Source organism: Microbacterium sp. Beta (genome assembly GCF_005502545.1).
Lineage (GTDB): Bacteria > Actinomycetota > Actinomycetes > Actinomycetales > Microbacteriaceae > Microbacterium > Microbacterium oxydans.
Map to the genome: position 1 here is coordinate 1 of NZ_SCOG01000004.1, position 23,542 is coordinate 23,542.

Consider the following 23,542-nt stretch of genomic DNA (forward strand, 5'->3'; position numbering starts at 1 on the left):
AAGCATCTAAGCGGGAAGCCGGCCTCAAGATGAGATTTCCATACCTTCGGGTGAGAGGCTCCCAGCCAGACTACTGGGTTGATAGGCCAGATGTGGAAGTGCAGTAATGCATGCAGCTGACTGGTACTAATAAGCCGATGACTTGATAACACACCGTTTGTTGGTGCTACGCGTCCACTGAGTGGTTCTCGATGTACGGTCGAGAACCGCATAACAACAATGACTTTGTTATGTGTTTGATTGAAACATCAATAGTGTTTCGGCGGCCATAGCGTGAGGGAAACGCCCGGTTACATTCCGAACCCGGAAGCTAAGCCTCACAGCGCCGATGGTACTGCAGGGGGGACCCTGTGGGAGAGTAGGACACCGCCGGACTCCTTTTAAACAAGAAAGCCACCCAATGCTGGGTGGCTTTCTTGCGTTAACGGGGCATCCACGAAAGTACCCGCGTGGGTGCTTCGTCGAAGCCGCGTACTGCGCCTCAGGCGTGCGTCGGGAGGCGTAGCGTCACGACACTGCCCGCGCCCTCAACAGAACGCATCGACACATCTCCCCCGTGCCGGCGCATCACCGTTGCGACGAGGGTCAGACCGATCCCGGAGCCGCTCACATCCCGCGCGTTCTGCGCACGGGCGAGCTCGTCGAATACCGAAGGCAGCTCCGCCGCCGGCACTCCACGCCCCGCATCGGCGACCTCGAGCACAGCCCAGCCTTCGTCCTCACGCAGCCGCACCTCGATGGGTCCGTCCGTCGAGTACTTCACCGCGTTGCCGAGCACATTGTCGATCGCGAGTGACAACAGGTCGAGGTCGGCACGTAGGGGAGGCACCGGCCACGGCACCCGCGTCACGGCGAAGGAGATCCGCGCACGTGCAGCCGGGTGCTGTTGTCCGACCGCCTCGATGGCCTCAACGACCAGCGCCTCCACGTCGACGGTCTCGCTCTCCAAGGGGCGCGTCTCGAGCTCCGCGAGCTTGCGCAGATCCCGCACGAGTCCACTCAGCTTCTGCGCCTGCGCGTCGATCGTGCGCCACGCGCCGGCATCGTCCGAGCCCGCAGGCTGCCCTGCGCCGGTCGATTCGTGAGTGGCAGGGGCGACGCCGACCGTGACAGTCGACCCCTCTCCTGCACTCTGCGCGGCCACGGCGGTGGCGCGGATCGCGGTGAGGGGATTTTTCAGCTCGTGATCGAGCCGGGCGAGGAACCTCCGGTGGTTCGCCCGCTCGTGCTCAGCCGCGGCGGCGACTGCGGTCGCGATCTCTGCGGCATGCTGCTCCTGGGCCGCCGCGATCCGGCGGCGGCGCCGACCCCGCACGAGCAGGCCGATCGCGGGCCCCGCGGAGAGGACCAGTCCCGCAGCGAACACCGCGCCGGGCAACGTCGTCTCCAGCACCAGGGCCCGCTCATCGCCGGCAAGCAGCATCCCGCCCGCGGCCAGTGTGCACACGGCCACCGGTACAGCCGCGGTGACTCCGAGCGCGACCCCTGCGCGGTCGCTCATGTCGCGGTGACCTTCGGGGCGAACAGGTATCCCATGCCCTGCACCGTATCGATGAACGGCGCATCCGCGGAGCTGTCGTCCACGACGCGTCGGAGTTCCGCGATGCGGTGATCCACGGCCCGGCTCGATGAGGCGAAGTCGAAGCCCCACAGCGTGGCGAGCAATTGGTCGCGCGTGTGCACCTCCTGCGGATGCAGCATCAGGTACTCGAGCAGGGTGAACGCCTTGGGAGTCAGGGTGAGCTCGACGCCTTCGCGCCACACCCTCCGCGCCGTCCGATCCAGGGTGAGGTCGAGCGCGCGAAGACGCTGGGCCGACCGCAACGATCCCGCTCCCTGCGCGGTCCGACGCAGCACGGCCCTGATGCGCGAGATGAGCTCATGCGGATCGAAGGGCTTGTTGAGGTAGTCGTCGGCGCCCTCGTCGAGCGCGGCACTGCGCTCCCACGATTCCCCGACCTGGGTGAGCAGGATGATCGGCAGCCACAACTGGCGAGCCCGAACTCGCCGCACGAACTCGCGTCCATCGATATGCGGCATCAGCACATCGCACACGATCAGGTCGGGCACGTCGCGCTCCACCTCGATGAGCCCGGCCCGCCCGTCGCCCGCGACGCGCACCTCGAATCCGCTGCGCCCGAGGAACGCGGCCAGTGCCCCGGTGATCGCCTCGTCGTCGTCGACCAGCAGGATGCGGGGACGCTCAGATGTGCTCATGCGCGACCGCTCTCGCCCTCAGCCGTGCACCAGGGTGTTGGCGGTGCCGCGATCGTCGACCGCGGGCGTCTCACCTGTCCAATAGACGACACTCGCGCTCCCGGTGACCGTGAGCGAATCGATGGTCTCGGCGTAGATGACGGTGCCCGACCCCGAGAGCCTGAGGTTCGTCACGTCGTCGGCGATGACCACGCCCGCGTCGATGTCGATCACCAGGTCGGCACACGACCCTTCGACGCGGATCACGGCGCCGTCTTGATTCAAGGTGTCGGTCGGGCACGGCATCGTCGTCGTCGCCGCGGCGACAAGACGCTCGCGGTCGGCGGCATTCGCGGCGGAGAGCTCGCCCCCGGCTTTCGTGGAGTCGTCCGGCTCCGCCGTGTCCGGCTCGGTAGGCGGCGCCGGACTGGATGGCTCAGAGGCAGATGTCGACCCTGACGAGGCCGAATCGGTCCCGTCCTTCGCCCGGTCCACGATCGTGGCCGTGCACCCGGTCAGCGCTCCGACGAGCACCAGTGTGGCCAGAGTCGCCGGCGCGCCGATGCGCCGTGAAGAGCGAGGAATCGTTCGTCGCATGGTGTCCATCCTCTCGTACCGGGGAACTTCCGCGAATGCGCGGATCAGAGCGCCGCCGGGATGAAGATCTCGACGCGACGGTTCAGCTGTCGTCCCGCCGGATTGTCCGCGCCATCGATCTCGTTCGCGGCGACCGGCCGTCTCTCACCGAAGCCCTCGGCCGTGAAGCGGGTGCTCACGTCGCGACTCGTGAGTCCATCGACTACGGCGTCAGCCCGGTCCTCGGACAGGCGCTGGTTGTCGTCGTCATCGCCGATCGCGTCGGTGTGCCCGGAGACGACCGCCTCCCCGACCTTCAGGGTGCTGAGAACCTCGGCGACCGCGTCGAGGGTCGCGGCGGCATCGGGGCGGATGTCGCTGCGGTCGAAGTCGAAGAGCACTCCGTCTTCGAAGGTGAGCGTCGTGCCGCACGACTCGAGCGGAGCGAGAGCGCCCAGCGGCGGGAACACCCCCAGCCGTGGAACCTCGGGCAGCGGATCCGCCTCCACGTCCTCGCCGTTGACCCTCGCCGTGCCGTCGCCCCAGTTCTGGATGGTCAGGTCGCCGTCGGTGTAGTTGCCGGACCCGTCGCCGAAGTTCTGGATCGTCACACCGCGGCCCTCGTAGTTGCCGGAGCCGTCGCCGAAGTTCTGGATGGTCACGTCGCCGTCGGTGTAGTTGCCCGACCCGTCGCCGAAGATCTGCACCGTCTTGGTCGCGTCCGTGTAGTTGCCGGAGCCGTCGCCGAAGTTCTGGATCGTGACCACCCCGTCCGAGTAGTTGCCCGACCCGTCGCCGAAATTCTGGATCGTCACACCGTTGATCGTCGAGGTGCCGGACCCGTCGCCGAAGTTCTGCACCGTGCCGTCGGGTCCCGTGAACGCCCCGGACCCATCGCCGTAGAGGTAGGCGCTGCCGTTGCCGGAGGTGACCGCACCCGTCGCGTCGCAGTGCGCGGGCGTCGCGATGACCCCGGGGATGCCGGCGAGGGCGGCGTTCACCTCGATCGTGAACGCCGACGCCGAGGTGTCGAGCAGCGACAGATCCGGGAGCACGAACAGCGGCACGGGCGGGAACTGCCCCACGTCATACCCGGGCACGGTGTCGACCGTCGCGGCTGCGGCCGGAGGGGCCGACGTCGGGCGAGGCTTCGGAGCGGCGGACGTCTGCGGAGCGCAGCCGGCGAGGGCGCCGCCGGAAAGAGCGAGGGCGGTGACGAGGCCAGCGGTCATGACGGAGCGCCGGGCGGAGGTGCGTGCGGTGGTCATGGAACGAGCGTATCGACCGGGTGTGGCGAGGCTGTCGCGACGATGTCGCAGTCCTGCGACATGTCGACGACGTCAGCGGGTGAGGCGTGTCTGCAGGGTGTCGGCGGTGGATCGCACGGCATCCGCGAGCTCCGCTTCCGTCACCGCGTCGCCCGCCCACGTGACGGCGACGGCCGCCACGGGCCAGCCGGTGCGATCGCGGACGGCGGCCCCGACACTGCGCAACCCGTCGGCGACCTCGCTGTCCTCCGTCGCATACCCGCGAGCGCGCACTTCGCGCAGCACCTCGCGTAGAGCCGACGGGGTGCGCGGACCCACACCGGTGCGGTCAGGGAAGGCCGAGACATCGGGATAGAGGGCCCGCACCTGTTCGCGGGGGAGCGCCGCGAGCATGGCCCGCCCCGACGCGGTGAGGTGGGCCGGAAGCCGCACACCCACATCGGTGACCAGGGCCGGCCGCCGCGGTGCCCGCTCCTCGACGATGTACAGCACGTCCCCGCCGCTCATCACCGCGAGGTGCGCACTCTCACCGAGGCGGTCGGAGAGCGCGGCGACCAGTGGACGGCCGAGACGCGCGAGCGGCTGCTGCCTGGCGTACCCGCCGGCGAGCTCGAAGGCCGACGTCCCGAGTCCCCAGCGCCGGTCCTCCCGCAGATGCAGCACGAACCCGTGCGTCGCCAGGGCGGAGAGCAGGTGATAGACCGTCGACCGCGGCAGGTCGAGCTCGCGCGCGATGGCCGACGCCGCGACGGGGGCCGGCCGCCCAGCGAGATAGCTCAGGATGCGCAGAGTGTTCTCCGCGGCGGGTACCTGGGCCGCCGGAGCCGGAGAGCGCATGTCTGGGATCACAGACAAAGCATCGCACGAACGGGTGTCCCGCATGACCCGTCGGGTGTGGAATCGAACCATGACCGAACTCGCCCCCGTGCTGGTCGGAGCGGCCCCGCTGTCGCCCGCCGATGTCGTCGCCGTCGTCCGTGATGATGCCCCCGTGCAGCTCGACGCCGAAGCTCTCGCCCGCGTCGCCGACACCCGCCGGGTGATCGACGGCCTCGCCGCCGACCCGAACCCGCACTACGGTGTCTCCACCGGATTCGGCGCTCTGGCGACCACCTTCATCGCCCCCGACCGTCGCCTGCAGCTGCAGGCCAGCCTGATCCGCTCGCACGCCGCGGGCACCGGCGCCGAGGTCGAGCGCGAGGTCGTCCGCGGACTCCAGCTGCTGCGCCTGCAGACCCTCGCTTCCGGGCGAACCGGCGTGCGCCCGGTCGTGGTGCAGACCTACGCCGCCCTGCTCAACGAGGGCATCACCCCCGTGGTGCGCGAGTATGGCTCGCTCGGTTGCTCGGGCGACCTGGCCCCTCTCGCGCACATCGCCCTGGCCGCGATGGGCGAAGGCGACGTGCGTGACGCATCCGGCGCACTGGTCCCCGCAGCCGACGCCCTGGCTGCCGCGGGCATCGAGCCGCTCACTCTCGTCGAGAAGGAGGGGCTCGCGCTCATCAACGGCACCGACGGCATGCTGGGCATGCTGGTGCTCGCCCTGCACGACCTCGAGACGCTCCTGCTCACCGCCGACATCGCCGCGGCGATGTCGGTCGAATCGCAGCTCGGCACCGACGCCGTGTTCGCCGCTGACCTGATGGCCCTCCGCGCACAGACGGGCCAGGCCGAGTCCGCGGCCAATCTCCGCGCCTTCCTCGGCGACTCCCCCATGGTCGCGAGCCACAAGGGCCCGGACGATGGCCGCGTGCAGGACGCCTACTCGCTGCGCTGCTCGCCCCAGGTGCACGGCGCCGCCCGCGACACCCTCGCCCACGCGACGCTGATCGCCGGACGCGAGCTCGCCAGCGTGATCGACAACCCCGTCATCACCTTCGACGGGCGCATCGAGTCGAACGGCAACTTCCACGGGGCTCCGGTCGCCGCTGTGCTCGACTTCCTCGCCATCTCGGTCGCCGACGTCGCCTCGGTCTCCGAGCGTCGCACCGACCGCGCACTCGACCCGGCCCGCAGCCACGGACTCCCGCCGTTCCTCGCGGACGAGGTCGGCGTCGACTCCGGCCTCATGATCGCGCAGTACGCGGCAGCCGGCATCGTCTCCGAGCTCAAGCGCCTCGCCGTCCCCGCCTCGGTCGACTCGATCCCGTCGTCCGCCATGCAGGAGGACCACGTGTCGATGGGATGGGCCGCCGCCCGCAAGCTGCGCCGCGCGATCGACGGCCTCGGCCGCGTGCTCGCCATCGAGATCCTCACCGGCGCCCGCGCCCTCGATCTGCGCGCGCCGTTGCAGGCCGGACCCGCGACCGGAGCCGTTCGTGACCTGGTCCGCACTGTCGCCGCCGGTCCTGGACCCGACCGCTTCCTTTCCCCGGACATGGAAGCCGTCACCGCCCTCGTCCAGTCGGGCGACGTCGCCCGCATCGCAAAGGAGCACACTCATGGCTGAGAACGTCTCATCAGAAAGCACCGCTTCCGGATCGCGAGTCGTCCGCGCTGCCCGTGGCAACCAGCGCACCGCGAAGAGCTGGGGCGCCGAAGCCGCCAAGCGCATGCTCATGAACAACCTCGACCCCGAGGTCGCCGAGCATCCGGAAGACCTGGTCGTCTACGGCGGCACGGGCAAGGCCGCCCGCAGCTGGGAGGCCTACGACGCGATCGTGCGCACCCTCGACGAGCTCGAACCGGACGAGACCCTGCTCGTGCAGTCGGGCAAGCCGGTCGGCGTGTTCCGGACCCACGAGTGGGCCCCGCGCGTGCTCATCGCCAACTCGAACCTGGTCGGGGACTGGGCGACGTGGCCCGAGTTCCGCAAGCTCGAAGAGCTCGGACTCATCATGTACGGGCAGATGACCGCCGGATCGTGGATCTACATCGGCACCCAGGGCATCCTGCAGGGCACGTACGAGACCTTCGCCGCCGTGGCCCGCTCGCTCGGCCGCGACTCGCTGCGCGGCACCCTGACCCTCACCGGCGGCGCCGGGGGAATGGGCGGCGCTCAGCCGCTCGCGGTGACCCTGAACGACGGGGCGGTGCTGATCGTCGACGTCGACGAGTCGCGCCTCGCCCGCCGCGTGGAACACGGCTATCTTGACGAGTACACGACCGATCTCGACGCGGCCGTCGCCCGCGTGGTCGCCGCCAAGGACGCCGGAGAGGCCCTTTCGGTCGGTGTCGTCGGCAACGCGGCCGAGGTGTTCCCCGAGCTGCTGCGCCGCGGGGTGCCGATCGACATCGTGACCGACCAGACCAGCGCCCACGACCCGCTCGCCTACCTCCCGCTCGGCACCTCGGTGGCGGACTGGAAGGCCGAGGCCGAGCGCGACCCGGAGGACTTCACTCGCCGCTCGCGCGCATCGATGGCAGCGCACGTGGAGGCGATGGTCGCGTTCCAGGATGCGGGCGCCGCGGTGTTCGACTACGGCAACTCGATCCGCGCCGAAGCGCAGCTGGGCGGGTTCGACCGGGCATTCGAGTTCCCCGGATTCGTGCCGGCCTACATCCGCCCGCAGTTCGAGGAGGGACGAGGGCCGTTCCGCTGGGCTGCGCTCTCGGGAGACCCGGAAGACATCTACAAGACCGACCGGGCGATCGCCGACCTCTTCCCCGAAGACGCCGCCCTGCACCGCTGGCTCGAGAAGGCTGGGGAGAAGGTGCACTTCGAAGGGCTTCCCGCCCGCATCTGCTGGCTCGGCTACAAGGAGCGCCACCTCGCCGGACTCAAGTTCAACGAGATGGTCGCTTCGGGCGAGCTCTCGGCTCCTATCGTGATCGGTCGCGATCACCTCGACTCCGGCTCGGTCGCCTCGCCCTACCGCGAGACCGAGGCGATGAAGGACGGCTCCGACGCCATCGCCGACTGGCCCCTGCTGAACGCCCTGCTCAACACGGCGTCCGGTGCCTCCTGGGTGTCGCTGCACCACGGCGGCGGCGTCGGCATCGGCCGCTCGATCCACGCCGGTCAGGTGACGGTGGCCGACGGTTCTGACCTCGCCGCCCAGAAGCTGGAGCGCGTGCTGACGAACGACCCCGGCACCGGTGTGATGCGCCACGTCGACGCCGGCTACGAGCACGCGCGCGACGTCGCCCGCGAGCGCGGCCTGAACGTGCCGATGCTCTGAGAGGGTGAGGACATGTCGACGCTCATCACGAACATCGCGGAACTGACGACGAACGTCGCGACGGCTGACGACCGCACCGGGACGCTGGCCGACGCAGCGGTGCTGATCGAGGGCGAGCGGATCGCCTGGGTGGGTGCCGCGGCAGAGGCACCGGAAGCCGACGAGGTCGTGGACGCCGCCGGGCGCGCGATGATTCCCGGATTCGTCGACAGCCACAGCCACCTCGTCTTCGGGGGCGACCGCGCCGTCGAGTTCGAGGCGCGCATGGCGGGGCAGAAGTACGCGGCCGGCGGCATCCGCTCGACCGTCGCGGCCACCCGCGCCGCGAGCGACGACGAGCTGCGCGCCCGCCTGCGGGGCTTCCTCGACGAGATGCTCGCGCAGGGCACGACCACCGTCGAGATCAAGAGCGGCTACGGGCTGAGCGTCGCCGACGAGGAGCGCCTGGTGCGCCTGGCGGCAGAGGTGACGCCCGAGGTGACCTTCCTCGGCGCACACGTCGTACCCGCCGAGTTCGCCGACCGCTCGGACGAGTACGTCGAACTGGTCACCGGGCCCATGCTCGATGCGTGCGCCCCGCACTCGAAGTGGATCGACGTGTTCTGCGAGACGGGCGCCTTCACGGTCGCGCAGTCGCGGCGGGTGCTGGAAGCCGGCATCGCGCGCGGACTCGCCCCCCGCGTGCATGCGAGCCAGCTCGGTCCGGGAGAGGGCGTGCGTCTGGCCGTCGAGCTCGGTGCGGCCTCGATCGACCACGGCACCTATCTGACGGACGCCGACATCGACGCGCTCGTCGGCTCCGACACCGTGCTCACTCTGCTGCCGGGGGTGGAGTTCTCGACGCGGCAGCCGTATCCGAACGCCCGACGCCTGATCGACGCCGGAGTGACCGTGGCGCTGGCCTGCGACACGAACCCGGGGTCGAGCTTCACCTCGTCGATGCCGTTCTGCATCGCCGTGGCCGTGCGCGACATGGGGATGACCCCGGCCGAGGCCGTGTGGGCCGCGACGGCGGGCGGGGCGAAGGCACTGCGCCGCGACGACGTCGGCGTGATCGCGCCCGGCGCCAGAGCCGACCTCGTGCTGCTGAAGGCGCCGACCCGCATCCACCTCGCCTACCGGCCGGGCGTTCCCCTCGTCGACACCGTCTGGAAGGACGGACGAGCGATCGACTGAGGCCCGCGGGCGCTCAGCCGATCGCTCGTCCGATCCGTCCGGGTGTCAGCCCAGGGCTTGCGTCACGACGACGGCCGCGGCCGCCGACCACGCTTGCGGGCGGCACGCGGCGGGGTAGGGAAGGGGCGCGCCTCCGGGCACGCGCGCATCACCTGCGTGCAGCTCGGGCACGCGGTAGTCGAACCCCTCCGCCAGGTCGAGCAACTGCTCGGCGACCACGCGTGCTTCGGCATCGAGCCCGGCGCGGATCATGCCGTGCGCGGCGATCGCGGTGTCATGCGCCCACACGCTGCCACCGTGATAGCTGAGCGGCCAGTATCCGGCAGCGTCGGTCGACATGGTGCGGATGCCGTAGCCGCTCGACATGCTCGGAGCGGTCAGCAGTGCGGCGCAGGCCCGCTCTTCCTCGGGGTCGAGGATGCCGGTGCCGATCAGGTGTCCGATGTTGCTGGTGAGGGTGTCGACCGGGGCGCCGTGGGCGTCGAGGGCGATCGCGGGGTAGCGGCCCTCTGGCGTGGTGATCCAGTACGCAGCACGGAAACGTTCGCGCAGGTCGGCAGCCCACGCCCGCAGCTCAGCGCCGCCGGGTTCGCCGAACGTGTCGAGCAGATCCGCACCGCGCACAGCAGCCTCGTACGCATAGCCCTGCACCTCGCTCAGCGCGATGGGGCCCTCGGCCAGGCGTCCGTCTCGCCACTGGATCGAGTCGCCGGAGTCCTTCCAGCCCTGGTTTGCGAGTCCGTGGCCCGACTCGTCCGCGTAGTCGATGAAGCCACTGCCCGAGGCGTCGCCGTGCACCGTCATCCACGTCAACGCGGCGCGAAGTGCCGGGAGCAGTGCCCGCACCTCTCGCTCGGGCATGCCCTCGGCGTGGGCGTCGGCGAGCAGACAGATCCAGAGCGGGGTCGCATCCACCGTGCCGTAGTAGAGCGGCGGCAGGTGCACGCCCTCGTTCGGCAACGACAGGGCGCCGCTGCGCAGCTCATGCGCGATCTTGCCCGGAGCCTCGGCCGTCGAGGCGTCGTGCCCGGTGCCCTGGAGCCGGGCCAGCACCCGCAGCGTCGAGGCCGCCATGTCGGGGTCGACCGCGAGGGCGAGGCGGGCTGCCCACAGCGAGTCCCGACCGAAGAGAGTGAAGAACCAGGGGGCTCCTGCGGCGTAGAACGCGTCGTCCGGATGGTCGGGCAGCGCGAGGCGGAGCGCCGAGAGGTCGGCGGTCGCCTGCGCCATCCAGCGGGCAGCGCGCGAATCCGCGGGGACGGCGGGCTGCGGAGCCCGCGACGGACGGGCAGCGGTGACAACGAGCGTCGGGTCGTCGAGGTCGACCGCCCAGCCGAGGGCGACGGATCCGCGTGGCGGCACCACCGCATCCCACCGCAGCATCAGAGCCTCCCCGTCCTGCGTCACCGCGGCTTCGGGAGCGGTGAGCGTGAACGACGCCTCGCCTGCACGGCAGATGGATCCGTCCCAGCTCCACGTCGCCTCGGTACCCAGCCCCGCCTTGACCTCCTGCATCGGCGCGAAGTCCGGGAGCACCCGCACGGTCACCGCTGTGGCGACCGGTGCGTCGAGGTGGGAGGTGATCGTGATCCGCTCCGAGAACGCACCGGCGGCGACCCGGCGATCACGGTCCATCCGCACCTTCGGGTCGGCCGTTTCGTCGTCGAGCCCGCGCAGCAGGTCGGTCAGCACCGTCTGCTGCGGCACCGCCGACACGCACCCGATGGACTCGAGCGCGGTGCCGTCGACGGTGATCTCGATGCTCCGGATGTGCCGGACGTCGCCGTGGTAGATCCCGTGGATCGGTGCGGTACCCATGCGGCCGATGTCGTCGGACCAGGCCTGGGTCGGCGCCTCGAGCATGATCACGGCGTCGTCCAGCAACGGCTGGAGGGGCGGGGTGGGGGTCATTCCTTGACGGCTCCTTCTGTGGAGTTCATGATGCGGCGCTGGAAGACGAAGAACATCACGGCGACGGGGATCGTCATGATGAGCGCGGCCGCCAGCTTGAGCGGATACTGGGTGCCCTGGCTGAGTCCACCGCTGGCGAGGGACGCGACGCCCTTGGTCAGGGTGGTCAGGGCCGGGTCGTTGGTCGACACGATGAAGTGGCTGAGCTCGTTCCAGGAACCCTGGAACGACAGGATCACGATCGTCACGAGTGCGGGCGTCGCCATCGGCAGCACCACCGACCAGAACAGTCGGAACGTGCCGGCGCCGTCGATGCGCGCCTGCTCCTCGACCGACTCGGGGATGGACTCGAAGAAGTTCTTCATGATGAACACCCCTGCTGCATCGACGAGCAGCGGCAGGATCATCCCGGCATAGGAGTTGAAGATGCCGAGCTGGTTGATCACGAGGAACTTGGGGATGAGCAGCACCACGGTGGGAACCGACATCACCGCCACGAGTGCCGCGAACACGACACCGCGCCCGCGGAAGCGCAGTCGGGCGAGCGCGTACCCGGCGAGCGAGTTGAAGAACACCCGACCCGCGGTGACGAAGATCGTCACGATGGCGCTGTTCACGAACCACGACGGGAAGTCGGAGTTGCGGAACAGGCGCTCGTACGCCGCGAACGTCCAGACGTCGGGGATCAGCGTGATCCCGCTGGACGCGGCATCCTCATCGGTCTTGAAGCTCGTCGCGACCTGGATCAGGAACGGGTAGATGTAGATGATCGCGAGGATGATCAACAGCGCGTAGAGGGCGATCTGCCAGGTCAGCTGCTTCGACGAGAGCCGCCTCATGAGGATGCTCCCTTGGACGACTGGTACGCGCGGATGCGACGCTTCGACACAGGCCGGTCCCGCAGCACCCAGCGCTGCAGGAGCGTGAAGATCACGATGATGACGAACAGGATGAACGCGATCGCCGCACCCTGCCCCCACTCCTGGTTCTGGAACGCGGTCTGGTACGAGAGGTAGGCGGGGGTGAGCGTGGTCTTGCTCGGCGCACCCCGCGTGCCCGTGTAGATCTGGTCGAACACCTGCCAGCAGCCGATGAGGCCGAGGGTCAGCACGGTGAACAGGGTCGGGCGCAGCTGCGGGAGCGTGATGCGCCAGAAGCGCTGCCAGCCGTTCGCGCCGTCCATCATGGCCGCTTCATCGACGTCGGCGCCGAGGTTCTGCAGACCTGCGAGGAAGATGAGCATGAACGTGCCGGAGGTCGTGAAGATGGCCATCAGGATGTACGCGCTCATCGCGACGGACGGACCGGCGAGCCACTCCCACCACGACACTCCGAGTGTGCCGCCCTGGGTGAGCGCCGCGGGACCGGCATCGACGCCGACCGTGCCGAGTGCCAGATGCAGGATGCCGCGCGGATCGTTGAACCAGTTGGGCCCGTTGATGCCGAACCAGGAGAGCATGTCGTTGACGGCGCCGCTGGAGGTGAAGAGGAACATCCACAGCACCGTGATCGCGACGGTGCTGGTCACGGAGGGGAAGTAGTAGGCGGTGCGGAAGAAGCCGCGGCCGCGGAGCATGGCGCGGTTGACGAGGATCGCGAGGAACAGGGCGAGCGCGGTCTGCAGCGGGACCACGAGCAGCACGTACCAGGCGTTGTTGCGCAGTGCGGTGCCGAAGTCCTTGGTCGCGAGACCGCCGTCGGTGAGGATGGCCGAGAAGTTGTCGGCACCGACGAACGAGACCGATCCGGAGAGGGGGCTGCCGCGGCCGCCCCAGTCGGAGACGCTCACCCACAGCGCCATGAGCACCGGGATGAGGAGGAAGACACCGAGGATCACGATCACCGGCGCCGTGAACAGCCATCCGGCTGCCGCCTCGCCGCGGCGGAGCCCGGAGGCCCCACCGCGGCGAGACGCTGCCTTGACCGCCATGGTTACTCGACGACCGCTTCGAGGTTCGACTGCACGGAGTCGAGGATCGTCTTCGGGTCGGCTGTCTTCAGCGACTCGAGCTGCGAGTTGAAGTCGGCGATCACGTCGGCGGTGCCGGCCTGGTTCGGGGGGAACTGGGCATAATCCGCACCGGCGAGGAACGGGGCGAGCTCGGGGTTCGCGGCGGTCCACTCGTCGGCGGCCGACTTGATCGACGGCATCGGGCCGAACGCCTTCGAGAACGCCAGCTGGCTGTCGGCGCTCGTCAGGTACTCGACCAGTTCGAGGGCGGCCTGCTGGTTCGGGCTGTCGGCAGCCATGCCCCAGCAGTTCGTGAACTGCAGCGTGCCCTTGCCGCCCGCGCCCTCGGGGAGCTCGGCGACCGTGTACTCGAGGCTGCTGTAGTCGTTCGACAGCGCTCCGGTGATCCAGTTGCCCTCGATGACCATCGCGGCGGACTGCTTGCCCAGGGCCTCGCCGCCCCAGCCGGCCCCGACGTCCTTGGCGTAGGCGAAGGTGCCGTCGACCAGGTGCGACTTCACGTAGTCGAGGGCCTCGACGTTGGCGGCGTCGTCGGCGATGACCGTGCCGTCGTCGACGAGACCGCCACCGGCCTGGGCCATGAAGACGCCGACGCGCTGGTACTCGGCGCCGAAGGCCAGGCCCACGTGGTCGGCGGTGGTGAGCTTCTGTGCCACCGCGGAGAGGTCGTCCCAGGTCTTCGGGAGGTCGGCGTCGGTGAGGCCGGCATCGGTCCACATCTGCGTGTTGATGATGAGCGACAGCGTCGAGAAGTCCTTGGGCGCGCAGTAGAACGTGCCGTCGACCGTGAAGTTCTCGACGAGCGACGGGTAGAAGTCGTCCTTGTTGGAGAGCTGGTCGCCGTAGGCCTTGAGCGATCCGTTCGCGGCGTAGCCGGAGGCCTGGTCGGTGGAGAGGTAGAACAGGTCGGCGGGGTCGCCGGCGGCGAAGCCCTGCGACAGCTCCTGGTCGAGGTTGCTCGCGGTCTGCAGCTTCACCTTCGTGCCGGACTCGGCCGACCAGGCGTCGACAGCCGACTGCACGGCCGCGGTCTCGGCGTCGCCGGAGGAGCCGATCAGCACCGTGAGCGCGTCGTCGGAGGAGGTGAGCCCCTCGCCGTCGGCCTTGGTGTCGTCTCCGGCGAAACCGGAGCCGCAGCCGGTGAGCACGAGCGCGCTCGTGAGCAGCACCGCCCCGGTGCCGAGGACTGCGCGAGTGGTGTGCCGTGTCATGGTCTCTCTCCTTTGATGAGTCACTGCGGGTTCGATGAATCTCTGGCGACGGTCTCGGGAGGACCGTGCGGGATCGACGCAGAAATTTGAACGATCAAACTCTGCGTGGAATAGGCTAAGCGGGAGTCGCGGGAAGTGTCAACCCGGACACGGATGAGGAGGTGCGATGGCGAAGGCGCCGACCGTCGAAGACGTCGCCGAGCGCGCTGGCGTCTCGCGGCAGACCGTCTCGAACGTGCTCAACACCCCGGACATCGTCCGCCCGGCGACCAGGGAGCGCGTCCTCACGGCGATCCACGACCTCGGCTATCGCCGCCATGCGGCCGCCCGACGACTGCGGCTGCGACGCAGCTCGACCATCGGGATCCGTCTCGATCCGTATCTCGGTGGCATCTCGGGTGTCGTGCTCGACCGTTTCGTGCACGCCGTCACCGAGCGGGCGAGCGAGCGCGGCATGCGCATGCTCGTCTACGCCGCACGTACGCGGGAAGAGGAGATCCAGCGGCTGTCGGAGCTGTGGGAGGGGTCGGAGATCGACGCCGCGATCATCACCGGCACCTCGCGCGACGATCCGCGCGTGCGCAGCCTCGACCAGGATGGACTGCCCTTCATCTCGTTCGGACGACCGTGGGGTGAGGACGATATCGCCGATCCGCGCCACCTCTGGGTCGACGTCGACGGTGCCGCGGGAACACGGGCGGCGACCGAGCACGCACTGACTCACGGTCGACGGGTGGCGTTCCTCGGATGGCCGACGGGCTCGGGGACCGGCGACGACCGTGAGCGCGGCTGGCGCGAGGCCATGGCTGCGGCCGGAGCGCAGGGCGAACGGCTCACGGCGGAGGAGGGGGTTCCTCTCGGGCGTGCCTGTGTCGACGCGGCGCTCGCCGCGGGGCATGTGCCCGACGCTCTCGTCTGCGCCAGCGACTCACTCGCGGTCGGTGCGCTGCTGGCTGTCGCCGCTGCCGGACTCTCGCTTCCCGTGATCGGCTTCGACAACACGCCGACGGCCGAGGCTCTGGGCTTCTCGAGCGTCGAGCAACGGCCCGAGGATGTGGCGACGGCCGTCCTCGAACTCCTCATGGGCCCGACGGGGGAGATCGTCGCCCCGCGCACCCTTCAGGCCGGCTCTGCGCATGCGCTGATCACGCCCGAGCTCGTCGTGCGCTGACGCGCTCCTCCGCTTCTATGCCGCGCGGCGCATACGCAGCGTGAACGCGATGCCTGCCAGTGAGATGACGACGATCCCGTAGCCCACGCACACCGCCTCCAAGCCGACGACTCCGACCAGCGCACCCGCGATGACGGCCGGTACGCCGAAGGCCAGATACGCCAGCAGGTAGATCACGGCGAAGGTGTCGGCGCGCTGGGTCGCCGGGATCCGCGGGGCCAGGGATGCGACGACTCCCGAGAACGCGGTGCCGAACCCCATACCGGTCACGGCGGCCGTGACGAGGTAGAACGGCAGTGAGCCGATGCCGAGGGCTATGAGCGACAGCAGGGTTCCGGTCGCCAGGGCCGCCGTGCCGAACAGCACCATCGACCGTGCTGCGAGCTTCCGGAGAGTGAACGCGGTCAGGGCTCCGACGCCGGCGAGCAGCACCACGCCGAGCCCCTGCCAGACGTGCGCCTCGCCGCCGAGCTCGCCTCGGACGATGTTGGCTCCGAGCGACAGGAACAGTCCACCCGTGGCCCACCCCGCGATGACCGCCGGAGCGCCCCGCCAGAAGTCGGCCCTGATCGCGGTCGGGATCGACAACCGGAAGCTCAGTGACGCCCAGACGCCCGGCTTGCGCGGTGCGGTCTCCGGAACGAGGAAGAACAGTGCCGCGAGCACGATGTACGCCGTGCTCAGCGGCGCGAAGACATCGAGCAGGGCCTCACCGCTGACGTCGAGCATCACTCCGGAAGCGAGGGCCCCGAGCGCGAGACCGATCCCGGGGCTGAGTGCATTCCACAGCGCGGCGGTACCCGCGCGGCCGCCCGGCGCGAAGTCGAGCACCGTGGCCGAGAGGGCCGAGATGAGCAGCCCGCTCGCGATGCCCTGCAGGATGCGCGCGAGGAACAGCGTCGCCACGGCATCCGCATGCCAGAACAGGAACATGCTTCCGGCGAGCAGTAAGAACCCCGCGATCACGACGGGTCGGCGTCCGACATGGTCCGACAGAGAACCGGCGGTGAGGAGCGTGAGCAGCAGCGCCACCGCGTAGACCGCGAACACGGCACTGATCACGACGGGGGCGAAACCGATCTGCTGCGCCAGCACCGGATAGAACGGCGACGGCGCGCTCGCACCGACCATCATCAGGATCTGCGCGATGATCGCCAGCACGAACCCGAAGCGGGTGCGCGTCTGCGGGGTGGTCGTCGGCAGGGTGGTCGTCGATAGGGGGACGGTGACGATCGGCTCAGTGGTGGTCATGGCGTCTCCTCGTTTGGTTCGAGAATCATCGAACTATCGGAGCGTACGCGCGTTTCGCCAATTGTTCAACTATTATCGAACCATGCCTGGCGACCTTCCTCACCCGGAGCGCTCCGAGATCCAGCTCACCGACGTGCTCTTCGCGCTCAGCGACCCCGAGCGTCTCGCCATCACGCGACAGCTCGCGGACGGCCCTCTCGACATGGCCGCCTGTCATGCCACCGACCCCAACCTCCCGAAGTCGACCAAGTCGCACTTCATGAAGGTGCTGCGCGAAGCAGGTGTCATCCGCAACGAGCCGAACGGGCGCCGGCGGATGCTCACGCTGCGGCGTGACGACCTCGACGCCCTGTTCCCTGGGCTGCTGGACTCGGTGCTGCGCGACTGACTCCGCCTCGGGCCGGAACGTTCTTGCCGAGTCGAGAGAGTGAGTGTACAGTCACTCATATGTCCACGACCCGCAGTTCGATCCTCTCCACGGCAGACGCCCGCAAGCCCGTCGTCGCCGCGGCGGCACTGGCGGCCTTCGCTCGAGGCGGGTATCACGGCACGACCGTCGCCGACGTCGCACGCGAGGCCAAGATCTCGCCGGCCTACGTCTTCAAGCTCTACTCGGGTAAGGAGGCGCTGTTCGTCGTCGCCCTGGAAGCCTGCTTCGATGCGATCCTCGTCGCCCTCGAAGAAGGTGCGGATGCCGCGGACGACACCTCGCCCGAGGGTCTGCTCGACGCGATGGGGGATGCCTACGCGCGCCTGATCTCCGACCGGAAGCTGCTCATGCTGCAGGTGCATGCGCAGTCGGTGGCGGAGATCCCGGCCATCGGCGAGGCGCTTCGCGCAGGGCTGGAGCGCATCACCGTCTTCGCCCGACAGCGTTCTCGCGCCGAGGATGGCGCCGTGCAGCGGTTCATCGCCTACGGGCAGCTCTGCCACCTGATCGTCACCACGCAGCTCGACGGGCGCCCGGGGGATTGGGTCGCCCTGCTGACCAATCGGATCACCCACCCCGACTGACGTCGGTCCCTAGAGAGGGCGCTTTCGCTTGCCGTCAACAGTGAGTGAGTGGTCACTCATTCGCATCGCCGAACCGAACCAACCACCCACAAGAACAGGAGCATCCCATGACCTCTCCCACCGCCACCGCGACACGAGCCACCGCCGCGCCGCGCAGCTCCAGGCGTTGGCTCGCACTCAGCGTGCTCGCCCTCGCGCAGTTCCTCGTCGTGCTCGACGCCTCGATCGTGAACATCGCCCTCCCCGTGCTTGGTGCCCAGCTCAGCATGAGCACGGCCGCCCTCGCCTGGGTGATCACCGCCTATGTGCTGGCCTTCGGCGGACTCCTCCTCCTCGGCGGACGTCTCGCCGACCGTTACGGACACCGCCGCGTGTTCCTGATCGGCACGGGCGGCTTCGTCGCGGCCTCCGCGCTCGCCGGTCTCTCCATGTCGAGCGAGATGCTCCTCGGCGCGAGGGCTCTCCAGGGTGCTTCGGCCGCGCTCCTCGCCCCCGCGGCGCTCGCGCTGCTCACCCATCTCTTCCCTGACGACAATGAGCGCACGAAGGCCCTCGGCGTATGGGGAGCCGTCGCCGGGATCGGCTCGGCGGCCGGAGTCCTGCTCGGCGGTGTGCTCACGGCCACCCTCGGCTGGCAGTGGGTGTTCTTCGTCAACGTCCCTGTGGGCGCGCTCGTGCTGATCGCGATCCCGTTGCTCATCACCCGCGACGGCGCCCGCACCCCCGGGCGTCTGGATGCGGCCGGTGCCGTCACCGTCACGTCGGCTCTGGTGGCTCTGGTCGGCGCCCTCAGTGCTGTCGAACAGCTCGGATTCGTGCACCCGCTGCCGATGATCCTGTTCGCAGCGGCGCTCGCGCTGGGTGTCGCGTTCGTCCTGATCGAGCGGCGCGCTGCAGAGCCCCTGGTGCCGCTGGCGGTCTTCCGCAACCGCAACCTGGCGCTCGGGAACATCGTGATGCTGCTCGGCGGGGCGGCGATGGTGGCGCTCTTCTTCGCTCTCTCCGTCTACATGCAGGCCGTGCTCCACTACGACGCGCTCGCTGCCGGCCTGTCGCAGCTGCCGCTCGCGGGTGTGCTCGTGCTCGTCGCGGGAGGTGCACCCGCCCTCATCGCGCGCGTCGGCACCCGCCCGGTCCTGATCGGCTCTCTGCTCGTCCTGGCCGGAGGGCTCGCCTGGCTCGCAGCCGCGCCGTCCGATGCCACGTTCCTCGCGCAGCTGCTCGGGCCGACGATCCTGGTCGGAGTCGGTCTCGGCTGGGCTGTCGTGGCGACGACCCAGCTCGCGGTGGACGGCGTCGACGGCGGGGAATCGGGTCTCGCCGGGGGTCTGATCAACACGAGTCAGCAGATCGGTGGCGCGGTCGGACTCGCCGTTCTCGGGACCGTCGCCGGTCTGCGCACCGCGGCGCTGTCCGCGGAGGGAGCCTCCGAGGCGACTGCCCTCACCGGAGGATTCTCCTGGCTCTTCCTCGGCGCGGCGGCGCTCGCCGTCATCGGAGCGGGGATCGTCGTGGTCTGGCCGCGCGACTGAGCTCGGCGGGCGGGAGGCCCCTGGGGTGCGTCCTCGCACCTCAGGGTTTCGTCGATTCCGCCAGAGAGCGAATGGACGCGCAAAAGTTGACAAGAGTAACCAGAATGCCATATGTATGTGGTGCTCATGTACGCACTCTGCTCTCTGATTTGGATCGTATGCGGTGCCGGGCGGATACTTCTGGCACCCGCGCCGCGTGACCCGGCCCGGCAATCGACATGCACACATCCGCCTCTCTCCCACCAGGGACGACCATCGCCATCGTCGGCGCCGGCCGTCTCGGACGCGTACTCGCGCGGGCTCTGCGGGCAGCGGAGCTCGGCGTCGTCGGACCCCTCGGGCGGGACGAGCGGATTCCGGATGTGGATGTCGTCCTCCTCAGCGTTCCGGACGCGGCCATCGCCGATGCTGCGGCCATCGCCCGGCCCCATGCGCGCTTCCTCGGACATGTATCCGGTGCGACGGCGCTCACCGATGTGGATTTCAGCCTCCATCCGCTGCAGACCTTCACCGGCGACGAGCCCGCCGAGGTGTTCCGCGGCATCGGTGCCGCGATCGCCGGTCATACGCCCGCAGCTCGTGAGGTCGCGGAGCAGCTCGCCCTCGCTCTCGGTGCACGCCCGTTCGAGGTCGACGACGCACACCGTGCGAGCTATCACGCGGCCGCGTCGTCCGCCTCGAACTTCGTCCTCACCGTGCTCGACGCGGCGGAGGACCTGGCTTCGAATGCGGGGATTCCTCGCGACGTCGCCCGGTCGCTCCTGGCTCCGCTTGTACGTCAGACGGTCGAGAACTGGGCGAAGGACGGCGCTGCCGCTGTGCTGACCGGGCCCATCGCCCGCGGCGACGAGGAGACGGTCGCACGCCAGCGTGCTGTCGCCGAAGGGCTGGAGCTCGACGACCTGTTCGACGCGCTGGCCGCAGCCACGCGCGCGGTCGCTGCCCGACCCACCGCCACCGCATCCGCCATCGCACCCGCCACCGCACTCGAGGAGCCCCCGGCATGAGAATCCTCCGCACGATCCGCGAGGTCCGCGCCGCGATCCGAGAAGCCAGAGCCGCGGGTGGGACCATCGGCCTCGTGCCCACCATGGGTGCTTTCCACGATGGCCATCTCTCCCTCATGCGTGCCGCGCGCGAGGCGTCCGACCTCGTCGTCGTGTCGCTGTTCGTCAACCCGACCCAGTTCGGCGCCAACGAAGACCTCAGCGCGTATCCGCGCGACGAGGCCCGCGACGCCGGACTCGCGGAGGCCGCGGGCGTCGACATCCTCTTCGCTCCCACCGCGTCCGAGATCTACCCCGACGGGTTCGCGACGAACATCCACGTCGCCGGTCTCACCGACGTGCTCGATGGCGCGAGTCGTGGGGCGCACCACTTCGACGGCGTCGCCACGGTCGTCACCAAGCTGTTCGGGATCGTCCGACCGGACGCCGCGTACTTCGGGCAGAAGGACGCGCAGCAGGTGCTCGTCGTCCGCCGCATCGTGCGGGACCTCGACCTCGACGTGCGGATCGTCGCCTGTCCGATCGTGCGGGAAGCGGACGGCCTCGCCATGAGCTCCAGGAACGTCTACCTCGACGCGGAGGCCCGCGTGCAGGCCTCCGCTCTGAACCGGGCGCTCGATGCCGGGGCTGCGGTGTTCGAGGCGGGTGATCCGAACGCGGGGAGCATCCTCTCCACGGCGAGACGAGTGCTCGCCGATGCCGGAATCGACCCCGAGTACCTCGAGCTCCGAGATGCCGAGACGCTGCGCCCCCGCGCCCGCGTCGATCGTGACGCCCTGCTCGCGGTCGCCGCACACATCGGGGCGGCCCGCCTGATCGACAACCACGTCCTGCACGTCGCCGATGCCTCGGCGACAACCGATACGGAGGTCAGCGCATGAGCGCTCATGCCGCTCCCCGCACCCAGGTCACCCTCGCCGCCCTCGGGGCGAAGAAGGCGGCCGGTGAGCCCATCGTCATGGTCACCGCGTACGACCACCCTGGCGCACAGATCGTCGAGGCCGCCGGCGTCGACGTGGTGCTCGTCGGCGACTCGGCCGCGATGACCGTCCTCGGCTACGACAGCACGGTGCCGGTCACGCTCGACGAGATGCTGATGCTGACCAAGGCGGTGCGGCGGGGGCTCACAGTGCCTCTCCTCGTCGGCGACCTGCCCTTCGGCTCGTACGAGGCCTCCGACGAGCTCGCCATCGCGACCGCGCAGCGCTTCATCAAGGAAGCCGGCTGCGACCTCGTGAAGATCGAGCGCGGCGGGACGACGGTCCAGCGCGCCAGGGCGCTCGTGCAGGCGGGCATCCCGGTCGTCGGGCACGTCGGGCTCACGCCGCAGACCGCCACCGCGCTCGGGGGCTACCGTGCGCAGGGGCGCTCCGCCGAGGCCGCGCTGGCCGTGATCGAGGATGCGCTCGCGTTGCAGGATGCCGGGTGCTCGATGATCGTCGTCGAGGCGGTGCCGTCCGAGGTGACGGCTGCGCTCATGCCGCTGCTGGACGTCCCCGTGATCGGTATCGGAGCGGGTGGCGCGGCCGACGGACAGGTGCTCGTCTTCCACGATCTGCTCGGACTCTTCGACGGGTCGGCCGCCAGGTTCGTCAAGCGGTATGCCGAGCTGCGGACGGACGCCATCGCGGGGGTCGGGGCGTACGCATCGGAGGTGCGCAGCGGCGCTTACCCCGCGTCCGAGCACGGATACGCGATGGCGCAGGGGGAGGCCGCGCGTCTCGAGGAGCTGCTCGCGCGCCGGTAGTTCGCGCCCCGCCGACGGCTCGTGTTCGCAACTCTTCTGCACCGAAGACGGCTTCATCGAGTTCTCGACAATCGGTGGCTTCGAGTCCTGGGGTGATGCCGGGGACGACCTAGCGTTGCGCGGATGGAACTCTCCGAGCACGTCCACGTCACGTGGGCACTTCATGTCGAGATGTCGGTCTCAGGATGCCCCGAGCTCACCCGCGTCATCGGTGTGCCTCGGGATGCCCCCTCGTACTGGCTGATCGAGGCCTATCGGCTGAGTCTCGGGCTCGATCCGGAAGCGCCCGAGCTCGAAGCGGACGCGGGTCGGTCGCTGCACATCGACCTGTGCCCCTGGCGGGCCCCGACGCAGCAGGTGTCGGTCCCCGGTGTCGCCGATGTGGTCGACGTGGTGATCAGCGGGCCATACGCGACACGGATGGGCGACCCGCGGGTCACCGTCGTCGACGCGGAGTCCGTCCCGGTGCTCCCGTCGCCGGTGGGAAGCTGGCAGACACAGCGACCTGCATTCCGCGCAGAGCATGTGGGGTTCGAGCTCGCCCAGCGGTTCGGCCTGGTGCAGCCGCGCCTCGACCCTGCGGCTTGCGGGGTCGGCGGCGATGCTCTCCGTCCGTTCTCACCGCTGGCGGCATTGTGCCAAGGGCTCTCCCCGGTGCGTCGTCTCGCCCTCCTCGCGCACCTCGACGACGCGGAGCTCAACGACCCGGTGCCCTTCGAGGAGACCCCGGCGGGCTCGGAGTTCGCGGAGTCGGCGACGGCCGGCATCCGGATGCTCGTCGCGCGGATCGGCCCCGATGGTGTCGATCAGGATCCGACCGATGGGTGGCTGCCCCGCGCGATCGTCTCCGATGCCGTCGACGCCCTCGACTGGCCGGACACGGCGGTGCCGGGCCTTCCCGACCCTGCCGATGCTCTCGCGTCGCTCGCACGTCGGACCAAAGCGATGCGCAGGCTGCGCGGGCATGTCGTGGTCACGAACCTCGGACGCGGGCTGGCGGACGGTGAGGTGCGGGCATTCCTACGGATCATCGACGGCGTGCGGGCGCTGGGGAGAGAGAGGCTGTTCCCCAGCGCCTGGCCGCGTGCCGTGACCCTCGCCCTCCTGGCCGTCGCCGATGGCTCCGCCTCGACCTTCGACGAGCTGGTCGGCGTCGTCGCGCGCGGTGAGGCTGCGGTGGAGGAAGGGCCGGGTGACGGAAGGTTCTCCGAGTGGTCGCCTCGGTCAGGCGACGTGTCAGCGGTGCAGCGAGTGGTCGAGAGTCTCTGTGCGCTCTCGTCGCCGAGCGCGTTCGGCTCGATCACCCCCGCGATGCGCGCCGTCGCGCGGGCGGCGCTCCAGTGACACGGCGGGCGTGTGTCGACGGCGGTGGGCGCGTGCGGATGCGCG

The 23,542-nt window shown here is 69.6% G+C and carries 21 protein-coding genes and 2 rRNA genes; 13 read left to right on the forward strand and 10 right to left on the reverse strand.

All coding sequences use genetic code 11. The features are described from left to right. Both FFS56_RS05545 and rrf read left to right on the forward strand, forming a co-directional pair. Positions 1 to 150: ribosomal RNA gene (locus FFS56_RS05545) — 23S ribosomal RNA — on the forward strand; the annotation flags it as partial. A gap of 108 nt (positions 151 to 258) precedes the next feature. Further along, positions 259 to 375: ribosomal RNA gene (rrf, locus tag FFS56_RS05550) — 5S ribosomal RNA — on the forward strand. A 106-nt stretch (positions 376 to 481) separates the two neighbouring features. Here the strand turns inward: rrf and FFS56_RS05555 are convergent. The 5 genes from FFS56_RS05555 to FFS56_RS05575 form a co-directional block, all read right to left on the reverse strand. Beyond that, the gene (locus FFS56_RS05555) at positions 482 to 1,501 is read right to left on the reverse strand and encodes a HAMP domain-containing sensor histidine kinase (RefSeq protein ID WP_127011579.1); all 1,020 of its coding nucleotides are present in this window, start codon (positions 1,499 to 1,501) and stop codon (positions 482 to 484) included. Then, the gene (locus FFS56_RS05560; RefSeq protein WP_127011580.1) at positions 1,498 to 2,217 is read right to left on the reverse strand and encodes a response regulator transcription factor; all 720 of its coding nucleotides are present in this window, start codon (positions 2,215 to 2,217) and stop codon (positions 1,498 to 1,500) included. Before FFS56_RS05560 ends, FFS56_RS05555 begins: the two co-directional genes overlap by 4 nt. An 18-nt stretch (positions 2,218 to 2,235) precedes the next feature. Next, entirely contained in the window at positions 2,236 to 2,793 is a 558-nt protein-coding gene (locus FFS56_RS05565; RefSeq protein ID WP_164734068.1) for a DUF3060 domain-containing protein, read from the reverse strand. Between the two features lie 44 nt (positions 2,794 to 2,837). After that, on the reverse strand, positions 2,838 to 4,040 hold the full coding sequence (locus tag FFS56_RS05570) for an OmpA family protein (protein ID WP_127011581.1): 1,203 nt from the start codon (positions 4,038 to 4,040) through the stop codon (positions 2,838 to 2,840). A gap of 72 nt (positions 4,041 to 4,112) precedes the next feature. Continuing rightward, positions 4,113 to 4,877 (reverse strand): IclR family transcriptional regulator, encoded by a 765-nt coding sequence (locus FFS56_RS05575; RefSeq protein WP_127011582.1) that lies wholly within the window; start codon positions 4,875 to 4,877, stop codon positions 4,113 to 4,115. A 70-nt stretch (positions 4,878 to 4,947) separates the two neighbouring features. Between FFS56_RS05575 and hutH the strand changes: the two genes are divergently transcribed. Genes hutH through hutI form a run of 3 tightly spaced genes read left to right on the forward strand, consistent with a single transcriptional unit; the run spans position 4,948 to position 9,337 of the window. Continuing rightward, complete coding sequence (hutH, locus tag FFS56_RS05580; protein WP_127011583.1) at positions 4,948 to 6,489, forward strand: histidine ammonia-lyase; 1,542 nt, start codon at positions 4,948 to 4,950, stop codon at positions 6,487 to 6,489. Continuing rightward, positions 6,482 to 8,161 (forward strand): urocanate hydratase, encoded by a 1,680-nt coding sequence (gene hutU / locus FFS56_RS05585; protein ID WP_127011584.1) that lies wholly within the window; start codon positions 6,482 to 6,484, stop codon positions 8,159 to 8,161. The genes hutH and hutU overlap by 8 nt, the downstream gene beginning before the upstream one ends. Positions 8,162 to 8,173: 12 nt before the next feature. Continuing rightward, positions 8,174 to 9,337: an imidazolonepropionase gene (gene hutI / locus FFS56_RS05590; protein WP_127011585.1), complete on the forward strand. Its 1,164-nt coding sequence runs from the start codon at positions 8,174 to 8,176 to the stop codon at positions 9,335 to 9,337. A 45-nt stretch (positions 9,338 to 9,382) separates the two neighbouring features. Here the strand turns inward: hutI and FFS56_RS05595 are convergent, their stop codons facing one another. From FFS56_RS05595 to FFS56_RS05610, 4 genes are read right to left on the reverse strand one after another with little or no spacing between them, the layout of a single operon-like run. After that, positions 9,383 to 11,248, reverse strand: a complete 1,866-nt coding sequence (locus tag FFS56_RS05595) for a glycogen debranching N-terminal domain-containing protein (protein WP_127011586.1) — start codon at positions 11,246 to 11,248, stop codon at positions 9,383 to 9,385. Beyond that, the gene (locus FFS56_RS05600) at positions 11,245 to 12,087 is read right to left on the reverse strand and encodes a carbohydrate ABC transporter permease (RefSeq protein ID WP_113680247.1); all 843 of its coding nucleotides are present in this window, start codon (positions 12,085 to 12,087) and stop codon (positions 11,245 to 11,247) included. The genes FFS56_RS05595 and FFS56_RS05600 overlap by 4 nt, the downstream gene beginning before the upstream one ends. Next, positions 12,084 to 13,178: a sugar ABC transporter permease gene (locus FFS56_RS05605; RefSeq protein WP_127011587.1), complete on the reverse strand. Its 1,095-nt coding sequence runs from the start codon at positions 13,176 to 13,178 to the stop codon at positions 12,084 to 12,086. Before FFS56_RS05605 ends, FFS56_RS05600 begins: the two co-directional genes overlap by 4 nt. Positions 13,179 to 13,180: 2 nt before the next feature. Continuing rightward, the gene (locus FFS56_RS05610; protein WP_046746961.1) at positions 13,181 to 14,431 is read right to left on the reverse strand and encodes an extracellular solute-binding protein; all 1,251 of its coding nucleotides are present in this window, start codon (positions 14,429 to 14,431) and stop codon (positions 13,181 to 13,183) included. Positions 14,432 to 14,597: 166 nt separating this feature from the next. Here FFS56_RS05610 and FFS56_RS05615 point away from each other — a divergent pair, with 166 nt between their 5' ends. Next, a complete protein-coding gene (locus FFS56_RS05615; protein WP_127011588.1) occupies positions 14,598 to 15,602 on the forward strand; it encodes a LacI family DNA-binding transcriptional regulator in 1,005 nt (334 codons plus the stop codon). A 15-nt stretch (positions 15,603 to 15,617) separates the two neighbouring features. Here FFS56_RS05615 and FFS56_RS05620 read toward each other — a convergent pair whose 3' ends face one another. Next, positions 15,618 to 16,853: an MFS transporter gene (locus tag FFS56_RS05620; protein ID WP_127011589.1), complete on the reverse strand. Its 1,236-nt coding sequence runs from the start codon at positions 16,851 to 16,853 to the stop codon at positions 15,618 to 15,620. A gap of 82 nt (positions 16,854 to 16,935) precedes the next feature. Between FFS56_RS05620 and FFS56_RS05625 the strand changes: the two genes are divergently transcribed. From FFS56_RS05625 to FFS56_RS05655, 7 genes are all read left to right on the forward strand, one after another. Next, positions 16,936 to 17,241 (forward strand): helix-turn-helix transcriptional regulator, encoded by a 306-nt coding sequence (locus FFS56_RS05625; protein WP_045262331.1) that lies wholly within the window; start codon positions 16,936 to 16,938, stop codon positions 17,239 to 17,241. Positions 17,242 to 17,300: 59 nt separating this feature from the next. Continuing rightward, the gene (locus tag FFS56_RS05630; protein WP_137771806.1) at positions 17,301 to 17,867 is read left to right on the forward strand and encodes a TetR/AcrR family transcriptional regulator; all 567 of its coding nucleotides are present in this window, start codon (positions 17,301 to 17,303) and stop codon (positions 17,865 to 17,867) included. Between the two features lie 107 nt (positions 17,868 to 17,974). Continuing rightward, on the forward strand, positions 17,975 to 19,399 hold the full coding sequence (locus FFS56_RS05635) for a DHA2 family efflux MFS transporter permease subunit (protein ID WP_127011590.1): 1,425 nt from the start codon (positions 17,975 to 17,977) through the stop codon (positions 19,397 to 19,399). Between the two features lie 218 nt (positions 19,400 to 19,617). After that, the gene (locus FFS56_RS05640) at positions 19,618 to 20,406 is read left to right on the forward strand and encodes a Rossmann-like and DUF2520 domain-containing protein (RefSeq protein ID WP_127011591.1); all 789 of its coding nucleotides are present in this window, start codon (positions 19,618 to 19,620) and stop codon (positions 20,404 to 20,406) included. Next, the gene (gene panC / locus FFS56_RS05645) at positions 20,403 to 21,287 is read left to right on the forward strand and encodes a pantoate--beta-alanine ligase (RefSeq protein WP_127011592.1); all 885 of its coding nucleotides are present in this window, start codon (positions 20,403 to 20,405) and stop codon (positions 21,285 to 21,287) included. Before FFS56_RS05640 ends, panC begins: the two co-directional genes overlap by 4 nt. After that, a complete protein-coding gene (panB, locus tag FFS56_RS05650; RefSeq protein ID WP_127011593.1) occupies positions 21,284 to 22,153 on the forward strand; it encodes a 3-methyl-2-oxobutanoate hydroxymethyltransferase in 870 nt (289 codons plus the stop codon). The genes panC and panB overlap by 4 nt, the downstream gene beginning before the upstream one ends. A 123-nt stretch (positions 22,154 to 22,276) precedes the next feature. Beyond that, on the forward strand, positions 22,277 to 23,497 hold the full coding sequence (locus FFS56_RS05655) for a hypothetical protein (protein WP_046746953.1): 1,221 nt from the start codon (positions 22,277 to 22,279) through the stop codon (positions 23,495 to 23,497). The last annotated feature ends 45 nt before the right edge of the window (positions 23,498 to 23,542 follow it).

Excerpts from the sequence above, each read along its gene's own strand:
- FFS56_RS05555 (WP_127011579.1), bottom strand. The coding sequence starts at position 1,501 with ATGAGCGACCGCGCAGGGGTCGCGCTCGGAGTCACCGCGGCTGTACCG.
- FFS56_RS05560 (WP_127011580.1), bottom strand. The coding sequence starts at position 2,217 with ATGAGCACATCTGAGCGTCCCCGCATCCTGCTGGTCGACGACGACGAG.
- FFS56_RS05565 (WP_164734068.1), bottom strand. The coding sequence starts at position 2,793 with ATGCGACGAACGATTCCTCGCTCTTCACGGCGCATCGGCGCGCCGGCG.
- FFS56_RS05570 (WP_127011581.1), bottom strand. The coding sequence starts at position 4,040 with ATGACCACCGCACGCACCTCCGCCCGGCGCTCCGTCATGACCGCTGGC.
- FFS56_RS05575 (WP_127011582.1), bottom strand. The coding sequence starts at position 4,877 with ATGCGCTCTCCGGCTCCGGCGGCCCAGGTACCCGCCGCGGAGAACACT.
- hutH (WP_127011583.1), top strand. The coding sequence starts at position 4,948 with ATGACCGAACTCGCCCCCGTGCTGGTCGGAGCGGCCCCGCTGTCGCCC.
- hutU (WP_127011584.1), top strand. The coding sequence starts at position 6,482 with ATGGCTGAGAACGTCTCATCAGAAAGCACCGCTTCCGGATCGCGAGTC.
- hutI (WP_127011585.1), top strand. The coding sequence starts at position 8,174 with ATGTCGACGCTCATCACGAACATCGCGGAACTGACGACGAACGTCGCG.
- FFS56_RS05595 (WP_127011586.1), bottom strand. The coding sequence starts at position 11,248 with ATGACCCCCACCCCGCCCCTCCAGCCGTTGCTGGACGACGCCGTGATC.
- FFS56_RS05600 (WP_113680247.1), bottom strand. The coding sequence starts at position 12,087 with ATGAGGCGGCTCTCGTCGAAGCAGCTGACCTGGCAGATCGCCCTCTAC.
- FFS56_RS05605 (WP_127011587.1), bottom strand. The coding sequence starts at position 13,178 with ATGGCGGTCAAGGCAGCGTCTCGCCGCGGTGGGGCCTCCGGGCTCCGC.
- FFS56_RS05610 (WP_046746961.1), bottom strand. The coding sequence starts at position 14,431 with ATGACACGGCACACCACTCGCGCAGTCCTCGGCACCGGGGCGGTGCTG.
- FFS56_RS05615 (WP_127011588.1), top strand. The coding sequence starts at position 14,598 with ATGGCGAAGGCGCCGACCGTCGAAGACGTCGCCGAGCGCGCTGGCGTC.
- FFS56_RS05620 (WP_127011589.1), bottom strand. The coding sequence starts at position 16,853 with ATGACCACCACTGAGCCGATCGTCACCGTCCCCCTATCGACGACCACC.
- FFS56_RS05625 (WP_045262331.1), top strand. The coding sequence starts at position 16,936 with ATGCCTGGCGACCTTCCTCACCCGGAGCGCTCCGAGATCCAGCTCACC.
- FFS56_RS05630 (WP_137771806.1), top strand. The coding sequence starts at position 17,301 with ATGTCCACGACCCGCAGTTCGATCCTCTCCACGGCAGACGCCCGCAAG.
- FFS56_RS05635 (WP_127011590.1), top strand. The coding sequence starts at position 17,975 with ATGACCTCTCCCACCGCCACCGCGACACGAGCCACCGCCGCGCCGCGC.
- FFS56_RS05640 (WP_127011591.1), top strand. The coding sequence starts at position 19,618 with ATGCACACATCCGCCTCTCTCCCACCAGGGACGACCATCGCCATCGTC.
- panC (WP_127011592.1), top strand. The coding sequence starts at position 20,403 with ATGAGAATCCTCCGCACGATCCGCGAGGTCCGCGCCGCGATCCGAGAA.
- panB (WP_127011593.1), top strand. The coding sequence starts at position 21,284 with ATGAGCGCTCATGCCGCTCCCCGCACCCAGGTCACCCTCGCCGCCCTC.
- FFS56_RS05655 (WP_046746953.1), top strand. The coding sequence starts at position 22,277 with ATGGAACTCTCCGAGCACGTCCACGTCACGTGGGCACTTCATGTCGAG.